A 16,499-nucleotide genomic window follows, 5' to 3' on the forward strand; every position below is an offset into this window, starting at 1 on the left:
TAGGTATCATCAGGCGCGCTTCAGCACATGTGGCCTTCCAGACCGCTTGGGACGCTGCTAACCTGCGCCTCTTTTGCCGGAGGAGCCCTGAATGCGCGGCGCATTTCTCGATTTGGATACCCTGGACAACGGCGACCTCGACCGCACCCCGCTGCACGAGGCCGTCGAGGATTGGACCTTTCACGCGCAGACCGCAGGGAATGAAGTCGCCGCGCACATCGGCGATGCCGAGGTGTTGATCACCAACAAGGTCATGGTCGACAGTGAGGCCTTGCAAACGGCGCCGCGACTCAAACTGATCTGCGTCGCGGCCACCGGCACCAATAACGTCGACCTCGAGGCCGCCGCCCGGAGGGGCATCGTGGTCTGTAACGTGCGCGATTACGGCACCGCCTCAGTGGCCGAACACACTATCGCACTCATGCTCGCGCTGATCAGGCACCTCCCCGAGTACGCCCGCGCGGTCGAGCAGGGTCAGTGGACGCAGGCACGCAGCTTTTCGCTATACGACTTCTTCCCGGTTGGCGAACTCAATGGGCGTACGCTGGGTATCGTCGGGCATGGCGTGCTCGGCGGCGCCGTGGCGCGCATCGCCGAATGCATGGGCATGCGCGTGCTGATCTCCGAACGCCGCGGTGCCGAACCCCGCCCTGGCCGCACGGCCTTCGACAGCGTATTGAATCAGGCCGACATACTCAGCCTGCACTGTCCGTTAACGCCGGAAACCGCACACCTGATCGGCGCCGGCGAACTCGATCGTCTGGGCCCGGAGGCCATACTGATCAATACCGCACGCGGCGGGCTGGTCGACAGCCACGCACTGGCTACCGCCTTGCGCGAAGGCCGGCTCGGTGGTGCTGGCCTCGATGTGCTCGATCAGGAGCCTCCCCCGTCCGATCACCCACTCCTGGCCACTGACATCTCCAACCTGATCGTGACCCCGCACGTAGCCTGGGCCAGCCGTAACGCACGCCAGCGGCTGGTCGACGAGATGGCGCAGAACATCCGCGCCTTCCAGGCAGGCAAGCCACGCAACCGAGTTGCCTGAAGCAAGTAGCTGATCTGCGCATCGTGCCGCGACGCGTGATGCAGACTAATCCATAATGAGTCGGGTCCCACGGGATGCGGCTCGACTGCCCGCATCCCGTGTTCGCTGGTACTGCACGGGAGCGCACGGCCATGCTTTTCGACGCACCGCCCGACGAAACCGAACCGCTACGCACGGCCATAGGGCAGGCGCATCTCGGCAATGAAGCCAAGCTCCTGGGCAAACTCTACGACGAGGCTTCGTTCGACGAACCGACCCGTCAACGCATACACGCACAGGCCGAAGCGCTCGTACGAGGCATGCTCCAAGCCCCATTGCCGGAGGACCGTACCGGCGTGCTGATGGCCGATTACGGGCTTGACGGCGCCGAAGGTCGAGCACTGATGGGCCTGGCCGAGGCCCTGCTTCGAGTGCCGGACACGGCAACCGCCAGCGCACTGATTCGGGATCGACTCGGCGCGGCCGATTGGCTGAATCCAGCGGAGCATTCTGGAGGTTCGCCGCCACCTGCGCGCAATCGAGCCCTCGCACTGGCCAGCCGCCTACTAGGGCCGTTGGACGATGGGCATCAGCGTGGCCTGCGACGACTCGTCGGACGCGCTGGCGAACCGCTGGCACGCATAGCGGCAACACGCGCCATGCGGCACCTGGGGCGCAGCTTCGTCATCGGCGACGATATCGACGCGGCCCTGCGCCGAGCCGCGCGCACCGAAGCGACCGGCACTCGGCACGCTTATGACATGCTGGGCGAGGCCGCGATAACCGAAGAAGATGCCCGCCGCTATTATGCCGCCTACCGGGAGGCCATCGCCGCCATCGGCAGTCAGGGCGCCGCCCACCCAGACCCACTGCGCCGGGCAAGCATCTCGGTCAAGCTCTCGGCCCTGCATCCACGTTACGAATTCGCGCAGCGCACGCGCGTCCGCACCGAGGTTCTGCCCCGCCTGCGCCAACTCTGCCTCGACGCCGCCGCACACAATCTCTCGATCTGTATCGACGCGGAGGAATCGAGTCGCCTCGAACCCTCGTTGGACCTGATCGAAGCCTTGCTCGAGGACCCGGCGCTACAGACCTGGCAAGGCCTTGGAATGGCCGTCCAGTCTTATCAGAAGCGTGCGTCCACAGTTCTCGACCGGATCCTCGATAAAGCAGAAAGACATGATCGCAAGATCATGATAAGACTGGTTAAAGGCGCATACTGGGACACCGAAATCAAACTCGCCCAAATCGCTGGTTTCACGGATTACCCGGTATTCACGCGTCGCGTCTCGACCAACGTCGCCTACTTGGCTTATGCCCGCCGCCTACTGGCGAGGCGCGACCGCTGCTACCCCATGTTCGCAACGCATAACGCGCATACCGTGGCCGCGGTGCTTGAAATAGCCGGGAACGCGGACGGCTTCGAGTTCCAACGCCTCTATGGCATGGGCGCCGCCCTCTATGCACAACTCGCTGCACACAAGACCCCCACCCCACCCTGCCGCATCTATGCCCCGGTAGGTCACCAGGATCGTCTGCTGGCTTACCTCATTCGGCGCCTGATGGAAAACGGCGCCAACGGCTCATTTGTCCATCGTGTACAACGCGCGGCACAACGTGGCGATTCGACGCTCCTGCAAGACCCCCGCGAGCGCCTGCGAGCACTCGGCGATGCCATACGCAATCCCCACCTGCCCTTGCCCGCGCATCTTTACGGCGAACTACGCACCAACGCCGCAGGACTCGATCTGACGGACGAAGCCACGCTGCGCCCACTTGATCGTGCCCTGCAGGCGGCTGCCGCACACGAATGGACTGCCGCACCACTGATCGCAGGCCGCTCGCCGGCCGGCAGCGCGCGCCCGATCCATGACCCAGCGGACCTGCGGCGATACGTGGGCAGCGTGATCGAGTCAAGTCGCACGGACGTCGAGCAGGCGTTATCCACGACGCACGCAGCGGCATCTGCCTGGGCGCGCACAGCGGCCGCAGTGCGCGCCGCCTGCCTTGAGCGGCTCGCCGACCTTTACGAACAGCATCGTGCGGAGCTGATGGCGCTGTGCATACGCGAGGCCGGCCGCACGGTACCCGATGCACTGTCCGAGGTACGCGAGGCGGTGGACTTTTGCCGTTACTATGCGGCGCAGGCGCGCGCCCTGTTCGACACGCCGCGCCGGTTGAGCGGCCCCACCGGCGAAAGCAACCACTTCAGCCTTCACGCACGCGGCATCTTCCTCTGTATCAGCCCCTGGAATTTCCCGCTCGCAATCTTCACCGGCCAGATCGCCGCCGCCTTGGCTGCGGGCAACGCCGTCATCGCCAAGCCCGCCGAACAAACGCCGCTGATCGCGGCATTGGCGGTCAGATTGATGCTCCTCGCCGGCATACCGGCCGAGGTTCTGGCACTGATACCGGGCGATGGTTCACGGATCGGCCCGTGGCTGACCGGTGACTCACGCATCGCCGGTATCGCTTTTACCGGCTCAACGCAGACCGCGCAAGCCATCCAGCGACATCTGGCCGAGCGGCCTGGCCCGATTGTGCCGCTGATCGCGGAAACCGGCGGCATCAACGCCATGATCGCCGATGCTACCGCCCTGCCCGAACAACTCGTGCGCGATGTGCTCCAGTCGGCCTTCGCCAGTGCGGGCCAGCGCTGCTCCGCATTGCGCGTGCTTTACCTTCAGGAAGACGTTGCCGACACCGTGCTGGCGATGCTACGCGGCGCCTTGGCAACTCAGGTGCTGGGCGATCCTGGACGTCTGTCCACCGACATCGGCCCGGTGATCGACACAACGGCGCGCGAAACGCTGGAAGCACATGCAACGCGCATGATCGCGGATGGACGCCTGTTGGCGCGCGCCGAATTGCCTGAAACATGCGCCCATGGCCACTTTGTCGCGCCGGCAATCTTTCGCCTGGACGGCATCCACGAACTCGAAACCGAGGTCTTCGGCCCGTTTCTCCACATTGTGCGTTGGCGCGCAGGCATGCTCGACGAGGTGATCGATGCGATCAACGCTACCGGTTACGGGCTCACGCTCGGCGTGCATACCCGTATTGAGTCGCGAGTCCGGCACATCGCGGCCCGTGCTCGGGTCGGCAACCTTTACGTCAATCGAAATATGATCGGTGCCGTAGTCGGCGTGCAGCCCTTCGGCGGCGAAGGCTTGTCCGGCACGGGATTCAAGGCAGGCGGCCCGCATTATCTGCTGCGTTTTGCGACCGAGCGGACCCTGACCGTCAACACCGCCGCGGTCGGCGGCGATGTCGGGCTACTCGCACAGGACGATTGAATCGGGAGCCAGCGGCTCTCAGCCGCCAAGATAGGCCGCGCGAACCTCGGGAGAGGCCAGCAACTCGCCACTGTCGGCTGCGTGCACGATACGCCCCACCTCAAGCACGTAACCTCGATCCGCCAGCTTGAGCGCCATGCGGGCATTCTGCTCAACCACCAGGATGGTCACACCGGTTTGACGGATATCGCGCAAGGCATCGAAGATGCCACGCACGATTAGCGGCGCCAGGCCGAGGCTGGGCTCGTCCAGCAGCAACAGCTGAGGCTTGGCCATCAAGGCCCGTCCGATGGCCAACATCTGCTGCTCACCGCCCGACAAGGTCCCCGAAAGCTGACGGCGTCGCTCTGCAAGGCGCGGGAACAATGCGTAGATCTCGTCGCGACTACCCGCGACCTCCTGCTTGGGCCGCGTATAGGCACCCAGTCGAAGGTTTTCCTCCACGGTCAATGTGCCGAAGACTCGGCGCCCCTCTGGCGACTGGGCAATGCCAAGGCCAACGATGACATCCGCCCCCAGACGCGTCAGTTCCTTGTCGCGATAGCGGATGCTGCCGGTACGTGGGTGAATCAATCCGCTGATTGCGCGCATCAGCGTGGTCTTGCCGGCACCGTTGGCACCCAGGATGGCCACTACCTCGCCGGCATCGATGTTCAGCGACACGCCCTTGATGGCCTCGATATGGCCATAGGCGACATGCAGATCCTCGATTTCGAGCAAGCGGCTCATGGCCGATTTTCCTCGCTTGCCACACCGACATCATCGTCGTCAACGCCCAGATAGGCCTCGATGACCTGTGGGTCGTTGCGAATCATGGCGGGAGTGCCCTCGGCGATCTTGCGCCCGAAGTTGAGCACGACAATGTGATCCGTCACCCGCATGACCACATTCATGTCGTGCTCTACCAGCAACACCGTAACGCCGCTATCGCGGATCCCGAGAATGGTGTCGTTGAGCCCCGCCGATTCCTGCTCGTTGAGCCCTGCGGCGGGTTCGTCGAGGATCAGCAGCCGGGGCTCCGCTGCCAAGGTGCGCGCCAGCTCCACGCGTCTTTGCAGTCCGTAGGGCAACGACGTCGCCTCCTCCTGTGCAACCCCGTCAAGATCGAGGCGTTCGAGTACGGCATGCGCCTGCTGACGCAGCGCGCGCTCCTCGCGACGCTGCGCAGGCGTGCTGAGGAGACCGGCAACCCAATTTTGGCGTGTACGCAGGTGTTGCCCGGCAATGACGTTCTCCAACACGCTCATTCCCCGAAACAGGCGAATGGTCTGGAAGGTCCGCATGATTCCGTGGCGGGCAATGCGGTAGGAAGGCAGACCGGTGATCGCTTCACTCTGCCAGCGAATCTCGCCCTCACCGGGTCGATAAACGCCGGTAATGAGGTTGAAGACCGTGGTCTTGCCGGCGCCGTTCGGACCGATCAGACCGACGATCTCGCCCTCGCCGACCTGGAAACTCAGGCGGTCGACGGCGCGCAGGCCTCCGAAGCTGATACCCACGTTGTCGAGGCTCAGCAGCGCAGCCGGGCGCTCACTCACCAGCGGACTCCCGACGACGCGGCCAGATGCCCTGAGGACGCAGCACCATGACCACGATCATGGCGATACCGAAGATGAAATAACGATACTGCGCCAACCCTTGAAAGACCTGCGGGATCACAAACATGAGTACGGTGCCAAGCAGGACGCCTGGAATCGAGGCTTGCCCGCCGACGATGACGATGGCGAATAAGGTGACCGATTCGATAAAATTGAAGGCTCCCGAGCTGACGGTCGAAAGCTGCACCGCGAACAACATCCCCGCGGCGCCGGCAAGACCCGCTCCGAGTGCGAAGGCCAGTATCTTATAGGCACGCGCATTCACGCCAAGCGTGGTTGCCGCCAGCTCATCCTCCTTGAGGTAACGGAAGACGCGGCCCACGCGGCTACGCTCCAGGTTGCGCATCAGCAAAAGAGCCACGCCGAGTACCACCCAGTTGAGCAGATACAGATCGCTCTGGCTGGAGAAATCATGGCCGAAGAGGCTCGGCACGCCAACGCCGAAGATACCGTCCGGGCCACCGGTGAGACCGCCCACGTTATTGTCCATCGACAAACGGAATATCTCGTTGAAACCGATGGTGACCACCAGCAGGTAATCTCCGCGCAGCTTGACGATCGGCGCCGCCAGCAAGGCGCCGACACCGGCGGCGACCAGCACGGCCAGCGGCAACGTCCACAGCACCGGAACTCCGTATTCGGTATTGAGTATCGCGGTGGTATACGCGCCCACACCGAAATACATCGCGTGCCCCATGTCATACAGCCCGGCGCGCCCGAGCACGATGTCCGTGCTCAGTGCGACCACCGCATAGATGGCGAACAACGACAGAATGCTCAGCCAGTTACCGTTCGCCAGCCAAGGCACGGCCAAGCCTACGAACCACAATAGCGGTCCCAGTGTCGCAGTTGGCAGGCGCCTCATACCTTCTCCGCCACCCGTTCGCCGAGTATACCGGTGGGGCGCACCAGGAGGATCAAGATCAGCAATCCGAAGGTAATCGCCTCCTGCCAACTGCTGGAGATGTAGCCTGCCGCGAGCGAATTGAACAGACCGAGCAGCAATCCGCCAAGCATCGCGCCAGGGATGTTGCCGATGCCCCCGATAATGGCGGCGATGAAGGCATTCAGGCCATAGAGCCAGCCCATATTGAAGATTGCTTCACGGTAGTAGATACCGATGAACAGGCCACCGATTGCGCCCAACGCGGGGCCGAGGATAAACACGCTGATGATCACGCGATTGACGTTGATACCCATCAGTCGTGCCGCATCCTGATCAATGGCAGCCGCCCGTATCGCGGTGCCAAAGCGGGTGTGATTGACGTAGAGATACAGCGCGAGCATCAACAATAACGAGCTGAACACGATCAACACCTGGGTGAAAGTCAGCACGACACCGCCGAGATGCCAGGTGATATCGGGCAGGATGTGCGACGGGAATACCCGCGTCTGTGGACTCCAGATCAGCATCATGCCGTTTTCGAAGAACATCGACGCGCCCAGCGCGGAAACAACCGCCGACAACCGATGCGCATGGCGCAGCGGGCGGTAGGCGGTGAATTCCAATGCAACGCCGGCCAGCGAGACCACCAGTACTGCCGCAATGAAGGCCAGCGCCACCAACCAAGCGGCCGGTGGCGCACCGCCGCCGAGTTGCCCACCGAGCACCGTCAAGCCGATGAAGGCTCCGAGCACGGCGAGGTCGCCGTGCGCGAAGTTGATCAGTTTGAGAATGCCGTAGACCATCGTGTAACCGAGCGCGATGAGGGCATAGATGCCCCCGACCGTCAGTCCGTTGACGAGCTGCTGCAGCAGCGTGCTCAGTTCCATGTCATCCGTCCCGTGGTCGCGCGGCGCGATTATTCGCTGTATAGCGTCTTGTAGCTGCCGTCGGCCTGGATCTCGAAGGCCTGGAAGGCACTGCCCAGACGCTCACCATGCTTGTTGAAGCCCAAAGGTCCGGTGATGCCGCGGAAGTCACGCAGGTGATGCAGGAAATCCTCGACCTTGTCAGGGTTCAAACTCTTGGTTTTCTCCACCGCATACATGATGGCGCGCATGCCGTCGGCATTGGTCAGGGTGAAGATACTCGGCGGTGCCGTGCCGTAGGCAGCCTTGTAGTCGGCCAGGAAGGCCTTGGCCTCGGCATAAGGCAGATTTGCCGGTGCCGGCACGTTGACGATCACCGTGCCGCGTGCGGCGCTGCCGGCGATCTTGGCAAACTCGGTATTCTGATTGGCATCACCGCCGACAAAGACAGCCTTGATACCCAGACGCGCCTGTTGCGCACGCAACAGACCGCCGTCGGAGTAATAACCGGAAAAATAGATCACGTCGGGCTTGAGCGATTTGATCTTGGTCAGCACCGACATGAAATTCTGCGAGCCGGCAGTGATGTAACCGCGATAGATCACATGGCCACCATCGCGCTTGACCGCCGCCTCGGTAGCATCGCCCAGTCCCTTGGAAAAGCTGGAGTGATCCGACAGCACCGCGATTCGACTGTAATGCTTAATTTTGACCAGATAGTGCGCGGTGAATTTGGCCTCCGCACTGTTAGGCGGCGCATTGCGGAAAAAGGTTTTGTAACCGCGCCGGGTCAGCATTTCGGCCGTGCCGTCGCTGGTCTGAATGACATTGGCGCGAGCATAGATCGGCTGGGCAGCACTGGCCGCGCCAGAGGTGTAGGTGCCGATCACCGCAAACACGCCATCGTTGACCAGGCGACGCGCGCACAAGGCACCCTGAGTCGCCTTGCCTTCGTCATCGCAAACCACGACTTCGATCTTGTGGCCCAGTAATCCACCTTTGGCATTCTGCTGTTTAGCCAGGAGGCGCACGGCCTTCTCGATGCCCTGGCCTTCGTTGGCGTAATTGCCCGTGATGGGCGCTTGCACGCCAAATTTGACGATCTCGGCGCCGAAAGCCGCTCCTACGCCCAGAATGGAGACCGCAATCACGGCCAGAATGCGCTTGATCATCATGTTCGCCCTCACGCTATTAAGGAGTCGTTCTTGGCCCCAGATGGGGTGCAAGATGGAAAGTTTAGAGGAGATGACAGCCACTGCCCAGCAGCATGCTGATGAACTCGGATGCAATACCCGAGTCAGACATCAGACCAAACGGTTTGTCGCTAGCCATTCTACGGGAGAGGCGCACATGGAATACACGCGTTTGACACAGACAGACATGGAAATACCGAAGATTGGCCTGGGCACCTGGGCGATCGGCGGATGGATGTGGGGCGGCACGGATGAGCAAGCCGCCATCGACACGATTCATGCCGCGCTCGACCGAGGTATCACCCTGATCGACACCGCCCCTGTGTACGGCTTCGGCAACTCCGAGGAGATCGTGGGCAAGGCGCTGGCGCAATACGGCCGGCGCGAGCACGTGACGCTGGCGACCAAGGTCGGGTTAGCCTGGCAAGATGGGCGTGTCACCCGCGACAGCTCTCCATCCCGCATCCGTCAGGAAATCGAAGACTCGCTGCGCCGACTCGGTACCGACTACATCGATATCTATCAGGTGCACTGGCCCGATGGGTCCGTGCCGTTCGAGGAGACCGCGGCGACGCTGGAGGCGCTGCGCATCGAGGGCAAGATCCGCGCAATCGGTGTGAGCAACTATTCACCGGCACAGATGGCGGCCTTTGCCCAGGCCGCGCCGCTGGCCACCAACCAGCCGCCCTACAATCTGTTCGAGCGCGAAATCGAGGGCGATGTTGCCGATTACTGCATCGAACACGGCGTCGGCATGATCGCCTACGGCGCGCTCTGCCGCGGTTTGTTGTCTGGACGCATGCAGGCGGACACGCAGTTCACCGGTGACGATCTACGTCTGTCTGACCCGAAATTCCAGGCACCGCGCTACGTGCATTATCTTGAGGCCGTCCGCCAGCTCGACGAATACGCGCAGACACATCACGGGCGACGCGTCATTCATCTTGCGCTGCGCTGGTTGATTGATCAGCCGGGTGTGGCGACCGCGCTATGGGGTGCCCGCCGCCCGGACCAGCTCGAACCCGTCGAAGCCGTCATGGGCTGGTCGCTCAGCGACGAAGACCGCGCGGCCATCGACGGAATTCTCCAGACCTGTATTCCCGATCCGGTCGGTCCTGAATTCATGGCGCCGCCGGAGAATGCCCCACTGGCCTGAAAAACCCTGCGAATGGCGCGGACGTGGCCTTAGTGGCCGCGTCCGCCCAGCCATCCCTTACGCCGGAAAAACACAACCATGCCCGCGGCGATCAGTAGCATCACGCCCCAGACCATCGGATAACCGTAATATGAGTTCAGTTCCGGCATGGCCCAGGGGCTCTTGGTGTTATTGCCGAAGTTCATCCCGTAGACACCGACGATGAAGGTCAGCGGGATGAAGATGGTCGAGATCATCGTCAACACGCGCATGATGTCGTTGAGCCGATTGCTGACGCTCGACAGATATACATCGAGCATGCTGGCCACGATGTCGCGGTAAGTTTCCAGCAGATCCATGATGTGTACCGTATGGTCGTACAGGTCCTGTAGGTACGGTTGAAGATCCGGTGCAAAATACTCCTCATCGTTGGCGCCGCGCATCAACTGGCTGACCACCTCGCGGGTCGGCCACAACTGCCGACGCAGAATCATCAGATTGCGTTTGTGCTGATAAATGGTCGACAACAGGCTGCGATTGGGGCGCACCAGCAATGCCTCCTCCAGCGCCTCGACCTCCTCGCCGAAGGTTTCAAGCACTGGGAAGGCCTGGTCGACCACGAGATCCATCAATGCATAGAAGAGATAGTCGGTACCGTGCGTTCGCAACCGGGTTCTGACCTTCGCCATGCGCCGCTTCACCGCCTGGACCACCTCCTCGTCGCCGGCATGGATGCTGAGCACGTAACCCTCGCCCATGAACAGATTGAACTGCTCCAGTGCCACGCCCTCGTCATCCCAGCGCGGCAGATTGAGAATGACGAAAAGCTGTTCCGTAAAAACGTCTAACTTGGGGCGCTGCACCAGCGATTGCACATCCTCCAAGGCCAAGCCGTGTAGGCCGAAAGCTTCGCCGAGCTGATCGAGCAGGCGGCGGTCGGGCTGCCCCTGGACGTGAATCCAGGTAACCCCGTCCGGATTCACGAGGGCACGCGCAGCCTGCACATCGATGTCCAAATATTCGGTCATCTCGTCGCCGTTGTAATGCACGGCCCACAACTGCGACGGCGAACCGATCGGCAAGTCGACCAGCGTACCCGGTGCGCTGCCGATCTTGTGCGTATGGCTGCGATGCGAATCGAACCCCATGGATCACCTCCCTTATTGTTTGATGGTGCGTCAGCGCACGTGTAGCAACTGATCAATCAAGGTTTCCGAATTGATTTCCTCGCCACTCAGCGCCATCGCCAGCAGCTCGCCGCCGAGTACCTGTGGCGCCAACAGCAGATCGGGTTGGACGCGCTTGACGCGTGCCAGATTGCGCGCATCGCTGACCACTGCCACCGTGCGAATACCCTCCCCGATCTCCTTGACCGCGAGGATCACGAAGGCGTTTTCAGAATCGTCGTCGCCCAGTGCCAACACCGCTTTCGCCCGTTCGGCACCCGCCTTGCGCAACACATCGATGTCGCTGCCATCACCGACGATGATATCGGCCTTCTGGTAAGGACCGTCGTCCACTTGGCGCGGCAGGATCAGCGTCAGTTTCTGCCCGCGCGCCTGCAGTTCCTTGAAGCTGTTGCGGGAGAGCGCGGTGTCGCCGACGATGATGTAATGATTGGATCGGTCCATGCGTGATCTCCGGGGCTGAATCAGTGCAATCAGACGATTGTTCATCATAGGCCCGAGGATCGCGCTCAACGAGGTGGCGAAGATCACGAGGCCAAGAATGATCAGCGAAACGACGAACAGACGTGCCTCGGGCGTGATCGGTACGATATCGCCATAACCCACGGTGGACATGGTGACCACGGCGAAATACAGCGCATCGTCCGCACCGGTGATCGCCGGTCGAAATTGCGCGCCGAGCAGGTAGGCACCGAAGACCCCGTAGCCCAGGGTCAGCAACACACTGGTCAAAGCAAACAAGGTGCCGGTGGCCAGGCTGCTGCGGTCGAAGTGTCGCCGTGCCGCCAGCAGAACCAACAACAACAACAGGTTGTAACCGGTCTCCAGCGGGTAATGCCAGCCCGAAGCGGTCAACTGCACCACGATCGCTGCCAGCGTCACCAACATGGTGATCACCCAAGCCAAGCGGGATCGCCACAACAGCCCCAAAGACATGACCAGCAGCAAAATGCCCACGGCAAACTGCGGAATTCCGTGGATCGCCAGTGTCGAAAAACCCTCGTTAAGACGCCCAAGATCAGGCACCGCGAGGGTCAGGCCGAATAATCGCCTGAAATCTGGCACCAGCTGCAGCAGGCCGGCAAGACCAACGCCGAGAGCAAGTGGGATTTGCGGAAACCAGCGATCCGCGCGCGTGATCTGGGACAGCTTGCTCCACGAGCGGCGCAAGCCCGGCCAGATGCCGAGATCCAGGCGCTTATTCAGACGCTCAGGGTCAGACACGCCACATCCGCGCTGCGCTTAAAGTCCCCGTCACCCGCGTGTGCGCGGACACGTTCATGTACTGCCGGTCAATCCAGCCGGATCGAGTAGGCGCTTCAATTCCACCTCGCCCAGATCCGTCATCTCCAGCGCGACCTCAAGGACCGGGCGGCCTTCCGCATAGGCGCGCTTTGCGATGGCCGCACCGCGTTCGTAACCGATAACCCCGTTGAGCGCCGTCACGAGAATCGGATTACGTGCCAACGCCGCCTCGGTACGACTGCGGTTTACCGCAAAGCCCAAAATCGCGCGCTCCGCCAAAAGTGATGAAACATTAGAAGTCAATTCAATGGATTGCAGTATATTGTTCGCAATCAACGGCAACATGACATTGAGCTGGAAATTGCCGGACTGACCGCCCACGGTGATCGCTGCATCCAGCCCGATGACCTGCGCAGCAACCATGCAGACCGCCTCCGGCACCACCGGATTGACCTTGCCCGGCATAATGCTGCTGCCCGGCTGCAACGAAGGCAGGCTGATCTCGCCAAGCCCGGCCAGCGGCCCGGAGTTCATCCAGCGCAGATCGTTGGCGATCTTCATCAGGGCCGTGGCGATGCTCTTCATCTGCCCGGACAGGGCCACGATGTCGTCCTGAGCGCTTAAGCCCTCGAACAGGTCGCCGCGCACATGGAAAGCGACGCCCGTACGCTCTGCGAGCCGTGCCGCGATACGCCGACCGAGCTCGGGGTGGGCGTTGACGCCGGTACCCACGGCCGTGCCGCCCTGAGCAAGGCCGTACACCTGGGGCAATGCGCCGACGATGCGCTCAGCGCCCAGACGGATTTGCGCGGCCCAGCCACCGAGTATCTGCGAAAGTCGAACCGGCATCGCATCCATCAGATGCGTGCGCCCAGTGGTGATCGCGTCGCCAAGCTCGCCTGCGCGTGCCTCGATGGCACTGGCCAATCCATCGAGTGCCGGCAGCAGCTGCTGATGGCAGGCCAGTGCCGCACTCAGATGAATCGCGCTGGGGATGACGTCGTTCGAACTCTGACCACGATTGACGTCGTCGTTGGGATGTACCGCGCGACCCAGACGCGCGCTCGCCAGATGCGCGACGACCTCGTTCACGTTCATATTGGTGCTGGTACCAGAGCCGGTCTGATAGACATCGACCGGGAAGGCATCCGCATGAGCGCCCTCGGCAACGGCATCGGCCGCCTCGGCAATCGCCAGGGCAAGATCTTCCGGCATCAGGCCGAGATCGGCATGCGCGTGGGCGGCGGCAGACTTGATCATCGCCACAGCCTGGATAAAACGGGCAGGCATACGCTGGCCGCTGACCGGGAAATTTTCGATCGCCCGTTGCGTCTGAGCACCCCACGGCGCTTCGACAGGCACGCGCAGCTCACCCATGCTGTCGTGTTCGATACGGTATTGCTCAACTGAGGCCATGCATTGCTCCCTGCGTTCTGGGGTCGGTCTGGCGGGCTTGGGGTATTATAATGCAGCTTTTTTGCGACCGAGATTCGACGGATGGATATCAGCACTCTCACCGCCTTGTCCCCAGTGGACGGACGTTACGCCGCGCAGACGCAGCCACTGCGCGCCCGATTCAGCGAATTCGGCCTGATCGCCGCCCGCATCACAGTCGAGGTCCGCTGGTTGCAAGCACTATCGGCCGAACCTGGCATCCCCGAGGTCGACGCCCTCCCCGCCGCCTCTCAAGCAATGCTCGAACAGCTGCTTACAGATTTTTCCCCTGCCGACGCGGCTGAGGTCAAGGCCATCGAGCGCACCACCAATCACGACGTGAAGGCGGTGGAATACTTCATCAAGCAACGCATCGCCACAGATCCCGCGCTCGATGCAGTCAAGGAATTCGTCCACTTCGCCTGCACCTCGGAGGACATCAACAATCTTGCTTACGGCCTGATGCTCAAGGCCGGGCGCGACGAAACTCTGTTGCCGGCGATGGACGAGATCATCGCTGTATTACGGGATCTGGCGCATCGTCATGCCGAGGCGCCGATGCTGTCGCGCACCCATGGCCAGCCTGCCAGCCCAACCACCCTCGGCAAGGAACTGGCCAATGTGGTCGCCCGCCTCGAACGCCAGCGCGCGCAGGTTGCCGGGGTCGCCATCCTGGGCAAGATCAACGGCGCGGTCGGCAACTACAACGCACATAGGGTGACCTACCCCGCGATCGACTGGAGCGACTTTGCCGAACGCTTCGTCACCGGCCTGGGGCTGGACTGGAACCCCTACACCACGCAGATCGAACCGCACGACTACATCGCCGAGCTATTCGATGCGATCACGCGCTTCAATACCGTGCTGCTTGACCTCTCGCGCGACATATGGGGCTACATTTCGCTCGGCTACTTCCGTCAGCGCGTCGTCGAGGGCGAGGTCGGCTCATCGACCATGCCGCACAAGGTCAACCCGATCGATTTTGAAAACGCCGAAGGCAATCTCGGTATTGCCAATGCCGTGCTCGAACATCTGGCACGCAAGCTCCCGGTCTCGCGCTGGCAGCGCGACCTGACCGATTCCACCGTGCTGCGCAACCTCGGCGTCGGCCTGGCCCACAGCCTGATTGCCTATCGCGCCCTACTCAAGGGACTCGGCAAGCTGGAAGTCGAAGCGACCCGCCTCGAATCCGACCTCAATGCCAACTGGGAGGTGCTCGCCGAACCGATCCAGACCGTTATGCGACGCTACGGCCTGCCCAGTCCCTACGAACAGCTCAAGGCCCTCACCCGCGGTCAGCGCATCGACGCGGCCCGGTTACGCACCTTCATCGAGTCGCTGGACCTGCCGGATGAGGCGCGTGCCGACCTGCTCGCCCTGACGCCCGCCAGCTACACCGGTAATGCGGCCGATCAGGCCAAACGCGTGTGAGCGGCACCTCTCTACTCGGCGGACTGACGCAACACGAATTTCTGCGGGATTACTGGCAACGGCGCCCGTTGCTGGTACGCCAGGCCTTTGCGGATATTCGCGCGCCGATCAGCGCCGACGAGCTGGCCGGCCTCGCACTCGAATCCGACGTACCCTCGCGCCTCGTCATGCAACACGACGTCGCACGTTGGAGCCTGCGCTACGGACCATTCGAGGAAGCCGATTTCGCGAGCCTGCCAGAGACGCACTGGACTCTCCTGGTCACCGATCTTGAGAAATTCGTGCCCGCTCTCTACACGCTGATCGAACCGTTCCGCTTCCTGCCGGATTGGCGCATCGACGACCTGATGATCAGCTATGCCGCGCCGCATGGCTCGGTCGGGCCGCATACCGACGCCTACGACGTCTTCCTGCTGCAATTGGAGGGTACACGCCGTTGGCAGATCGACACTCGACCCGTGGACCCCGAAAACCGCCTGCCTGATGTGGATCTGCGCATCCTGGCTCACTTCGAGCCGGAGTCCGAATGGGTACTGGAACCCGGTGACATGCTCTATCTGCCGCCCGGCATCGCACATTACGGTGTCGCCCTCGATGCCTGCATGACCGCCTCGATCGGCTTCCGCGCACCCGGTCAGAAGGAGTTGGTCAGTGCTTGGTTGGACGACGTTGCAGCACGAGTTGACCCCGAATGCCGGTATGGCGATGCCGGCCGCCCCGTGGCACGCAATCCCGGCGAAATCGATCCGGCATCGAGACAGGCCATCGTCTCGATGATGCGCGAGGCACTGGAACGCAGCGACGACGCACTGGAACGCTGGTTCGGGCGCTACATCACCGAGCCCAGAGCCGACCTCGTCAGCCTTTACCCCGAACCTGAAGGCTGGACAAACGAAGGTCTTGCGCAACACCTCGCCTCAGGTCGAGATTTAAAGCGCAATACTGCGGCACGCCTTGCCTATTTCACCCAACAGGAAACGCTATTCCTGTACGCCGATGGCGAGGAATACCCGCTCGACATGAACTTTCAGGCTCTGGTCGCCGTCCTATGTCAGCGCATCGACTTCCCCGCCACGCTATGCAGGCAGCTGCTGGACAACCATCCCGACGCTTGCGGACTGATCGTCAGACTGCTGGATCGGGGCATCCTTGAACCGGCGGAATAGACTCATCGATTCGTCATGACACGCCATACCGCATC

13 protein-coding genes are annotated in these 16,499 nt (G+C 62.2%); 5 read left to right on the top strand and 8 right to left on the bottom strand.

The features are described from left to right. The first annotated feature begins 91 nt into the window (after positions 1 to 91). On the top strand, positions 92 to 1,048 hold the full coding sequence (locus tag BI364_RS09195) for a 2-hydroxyacid dehydrogenase (RefSeq protein WP_070078487.1): 957 nt from the start codon (positions 92 to 94) through the stop codon (positions 1,046 to 1,048). Between the two features lie 131 nt (positions 1,049 to 1,179). Continuing rightward, complete coding sequence (putA, locus tag BI364_RS09200; protein WP_070079994.1) at positions 1,180 to 4,323, top strand: bifunctional proline dehydrogenase/L-glutamate gamma-semialdehyde dehydrogenase PutA; 3,144 nt, start codon at positions 1,180 to 1,182, stop codon at positions 4,321 to 4,323. A gap of 18 nt (positions 4,324 to 4,341) precedes the next feature. Here the strand turns inward: putA and BI364_RS09205 are convergent, their stop codons facing one another. Genes BI364_RS09205 through BI364_RS09225 form a run of 5 tightly spaced genes read right to left on the bottom strand, consistent with a single transcriptional unit; the run spans position 4,342 to position 8,848 of the window. Beyond that, positions 4,342 to 5,052, bottom strand: a complete 711-nt coding sequence (locus tag BI364_RS09205) for an ABC transporter ATP-binding protein (RefSeq protein ID WP_070078488.1) — start codon at positions 5,050 to 5,052, stop codon at positions 4,342 to 4,344. After that, positions 5,049 to 5,861, bottom strand: coding sequence for an ABC transporter ATP-binding protein (locus tag BI364_RS09210; RefSeq protein WP_070078489.1), 813 nt, complete (start codon positions 5,859 to 5,861; stop codon positions 5,049 to 5,051). The genes BI364_RS09205 and BI364_RS09210 overlap by 4 nt, the downstream gene beginning before the upstream one ends. Beyond that, positions 5,854 to 6,786, bottom strand: coding sequence for a branched-chain amino acid ABC transporter permease (locus tag BI364_RS09215; protein ID WP_070078490.1), 933 nt, complete (start codon positions 6,784 to 6,786; stop codon positions 5,854 to 5,856). The genes BI364_RS09210 and BI364_RS09215 overlap by 8 nt, the downstream gene beginning before the upstream one ends. Then, positions 6,783 to 7,694 (bottom strand): branched-chain amino acid ABC transporter permease, encoded by a 912-nt coding sequence (locus BI364_RS09220; protein ID WP_233279475.1) that lies wholly within the window; start codon positions 7,692 to 7,694, stop codon positions 6,783 to 6,785. Before BI364_RS09220 ends, BI364_RS09215 begins: the two co-directional genes overlap by 4 nt. A 29-nt stretch (positions 7,695 to 7,723) precedes the next feature. Next, positions 7,724 to 8,848: a branched-chain amino acid ABC transporter substrate-binding protein gene (locus BI364_RS09225; protein ID WP_197495653.1), complete on the bottom strand. Its 1,125-nt coding sequence runs from the start codon at positions 8,846 to 8,848 to the stop codon at positions 7,724 to 7,726. 175 nt (positions 8,849 to 9,023) lie between these two features. On the opposite strand from BI364_RS09225, the gene BI364_RS09230 reads away from it, so the two are divergent. Further along, the gene (locus BI364_RS09230; RefSeq protein WP_070078491.1) at positions 9,024 to 10,022 is read left to right on the top strand and encodes an aldo/keto reductase; all 999 of its coding nucleotides are present in this window, start codon (positions 9,024 to 9,026) and stop codon (positions 10,020 to 10,022) included. Positions 10,023 to 10,051: 29 nt separating this feature from the next. On the opposite strand, the gene corA is transcribed toward BI364_RS09230, so the two are convergent. The 3 genes from corA to BI364_RS09245 are packed head-to-tail and all read right to left on the bottom strand — an operon-like array spanning position 10,052 to position 13,849. Continuing rightward, positions 10,052 to 11,149 carry a magnesium/cobalt transporter CorA gene (gene corA / locus BI364_RS09235; protein ID WP_070078492.1) on the bottom strand — a complete coding sequence of 366 codons (1,098 nt, stop codon included), beginning with the start codon at positions 11,147 to 11,149 and terminating at the stop codon, positions 10,052 to 10,054. A 30-nt stretch (positions 11,150 to 11,179) separates the two neighbouring features. Beyond that, positions 11,180 to 12,412, bottom strand: coding sequence for a voltage-gated potassium channel protein (kch, locus tag BI364_RS09240; protein ID WP_197495654.1), 1,233 nt, complete (start codon positions 12,410 to 12,412; stop codon positions 11,180 to 11,182). A 54-nt stretch (positions 12,413 to 12,466) separates the two neighbouring features. Further along, positions 12,467 to 13,849, bottom strand: a complete 1,383-nt coding sequence (locus tag BI364_RS09245; RefSeq protein ID WP_070078493.1) for a class II fumarate hydratase — start codon at positions 13,847 to 13,849, stop codon at positions 12,467 to 12,469. Between the two features lie 81 nt (positions 13,850 to 13,930). On the opposite strand from BI364_RS09245, the gene purB reads away from it, so the two are divergent. Both purB and BI364_RS09255 read left to right on the top strand, forming a co-directional pair. Further along, a complete protein-coding gene (purB, locus tag BI364_RS09250; protein WP_070078494.1) occupies positions 13,931 to 15,298 on the top strand; it encodes an adenylosuccinate lyase in 1,368 nt (455 codons plus the stop codon). Then, positions 15,295 to 16,464, top strand: coding sequence for a cupin domain-containing protein (locus tag BI364_RS09255; RefSeq protein ID WP_070078495.1), 1,170 nt, complete (start codon positions 15,295 to 15,297; stop codon positions 16,462 to 16,464). The genes purB and BI364_RS09255 overlap by 4 nt, the downstream gene beginning before the upstream one ends. Positions 16,465 to 16,499 lie beyond the last annotated feature (35 nt).

This window comes from Acidihalobacter yilgarnensis, assembly GCF_001753245.1.
GTDB classification, from domain to species: domain Bacteria; phylum Pseudomonadota; class Gammaproteobacteria; order DSM-5130; family Acidihalobacteraceae; genus Acidihalobacter; species Acidihalobacter yilgarnensis.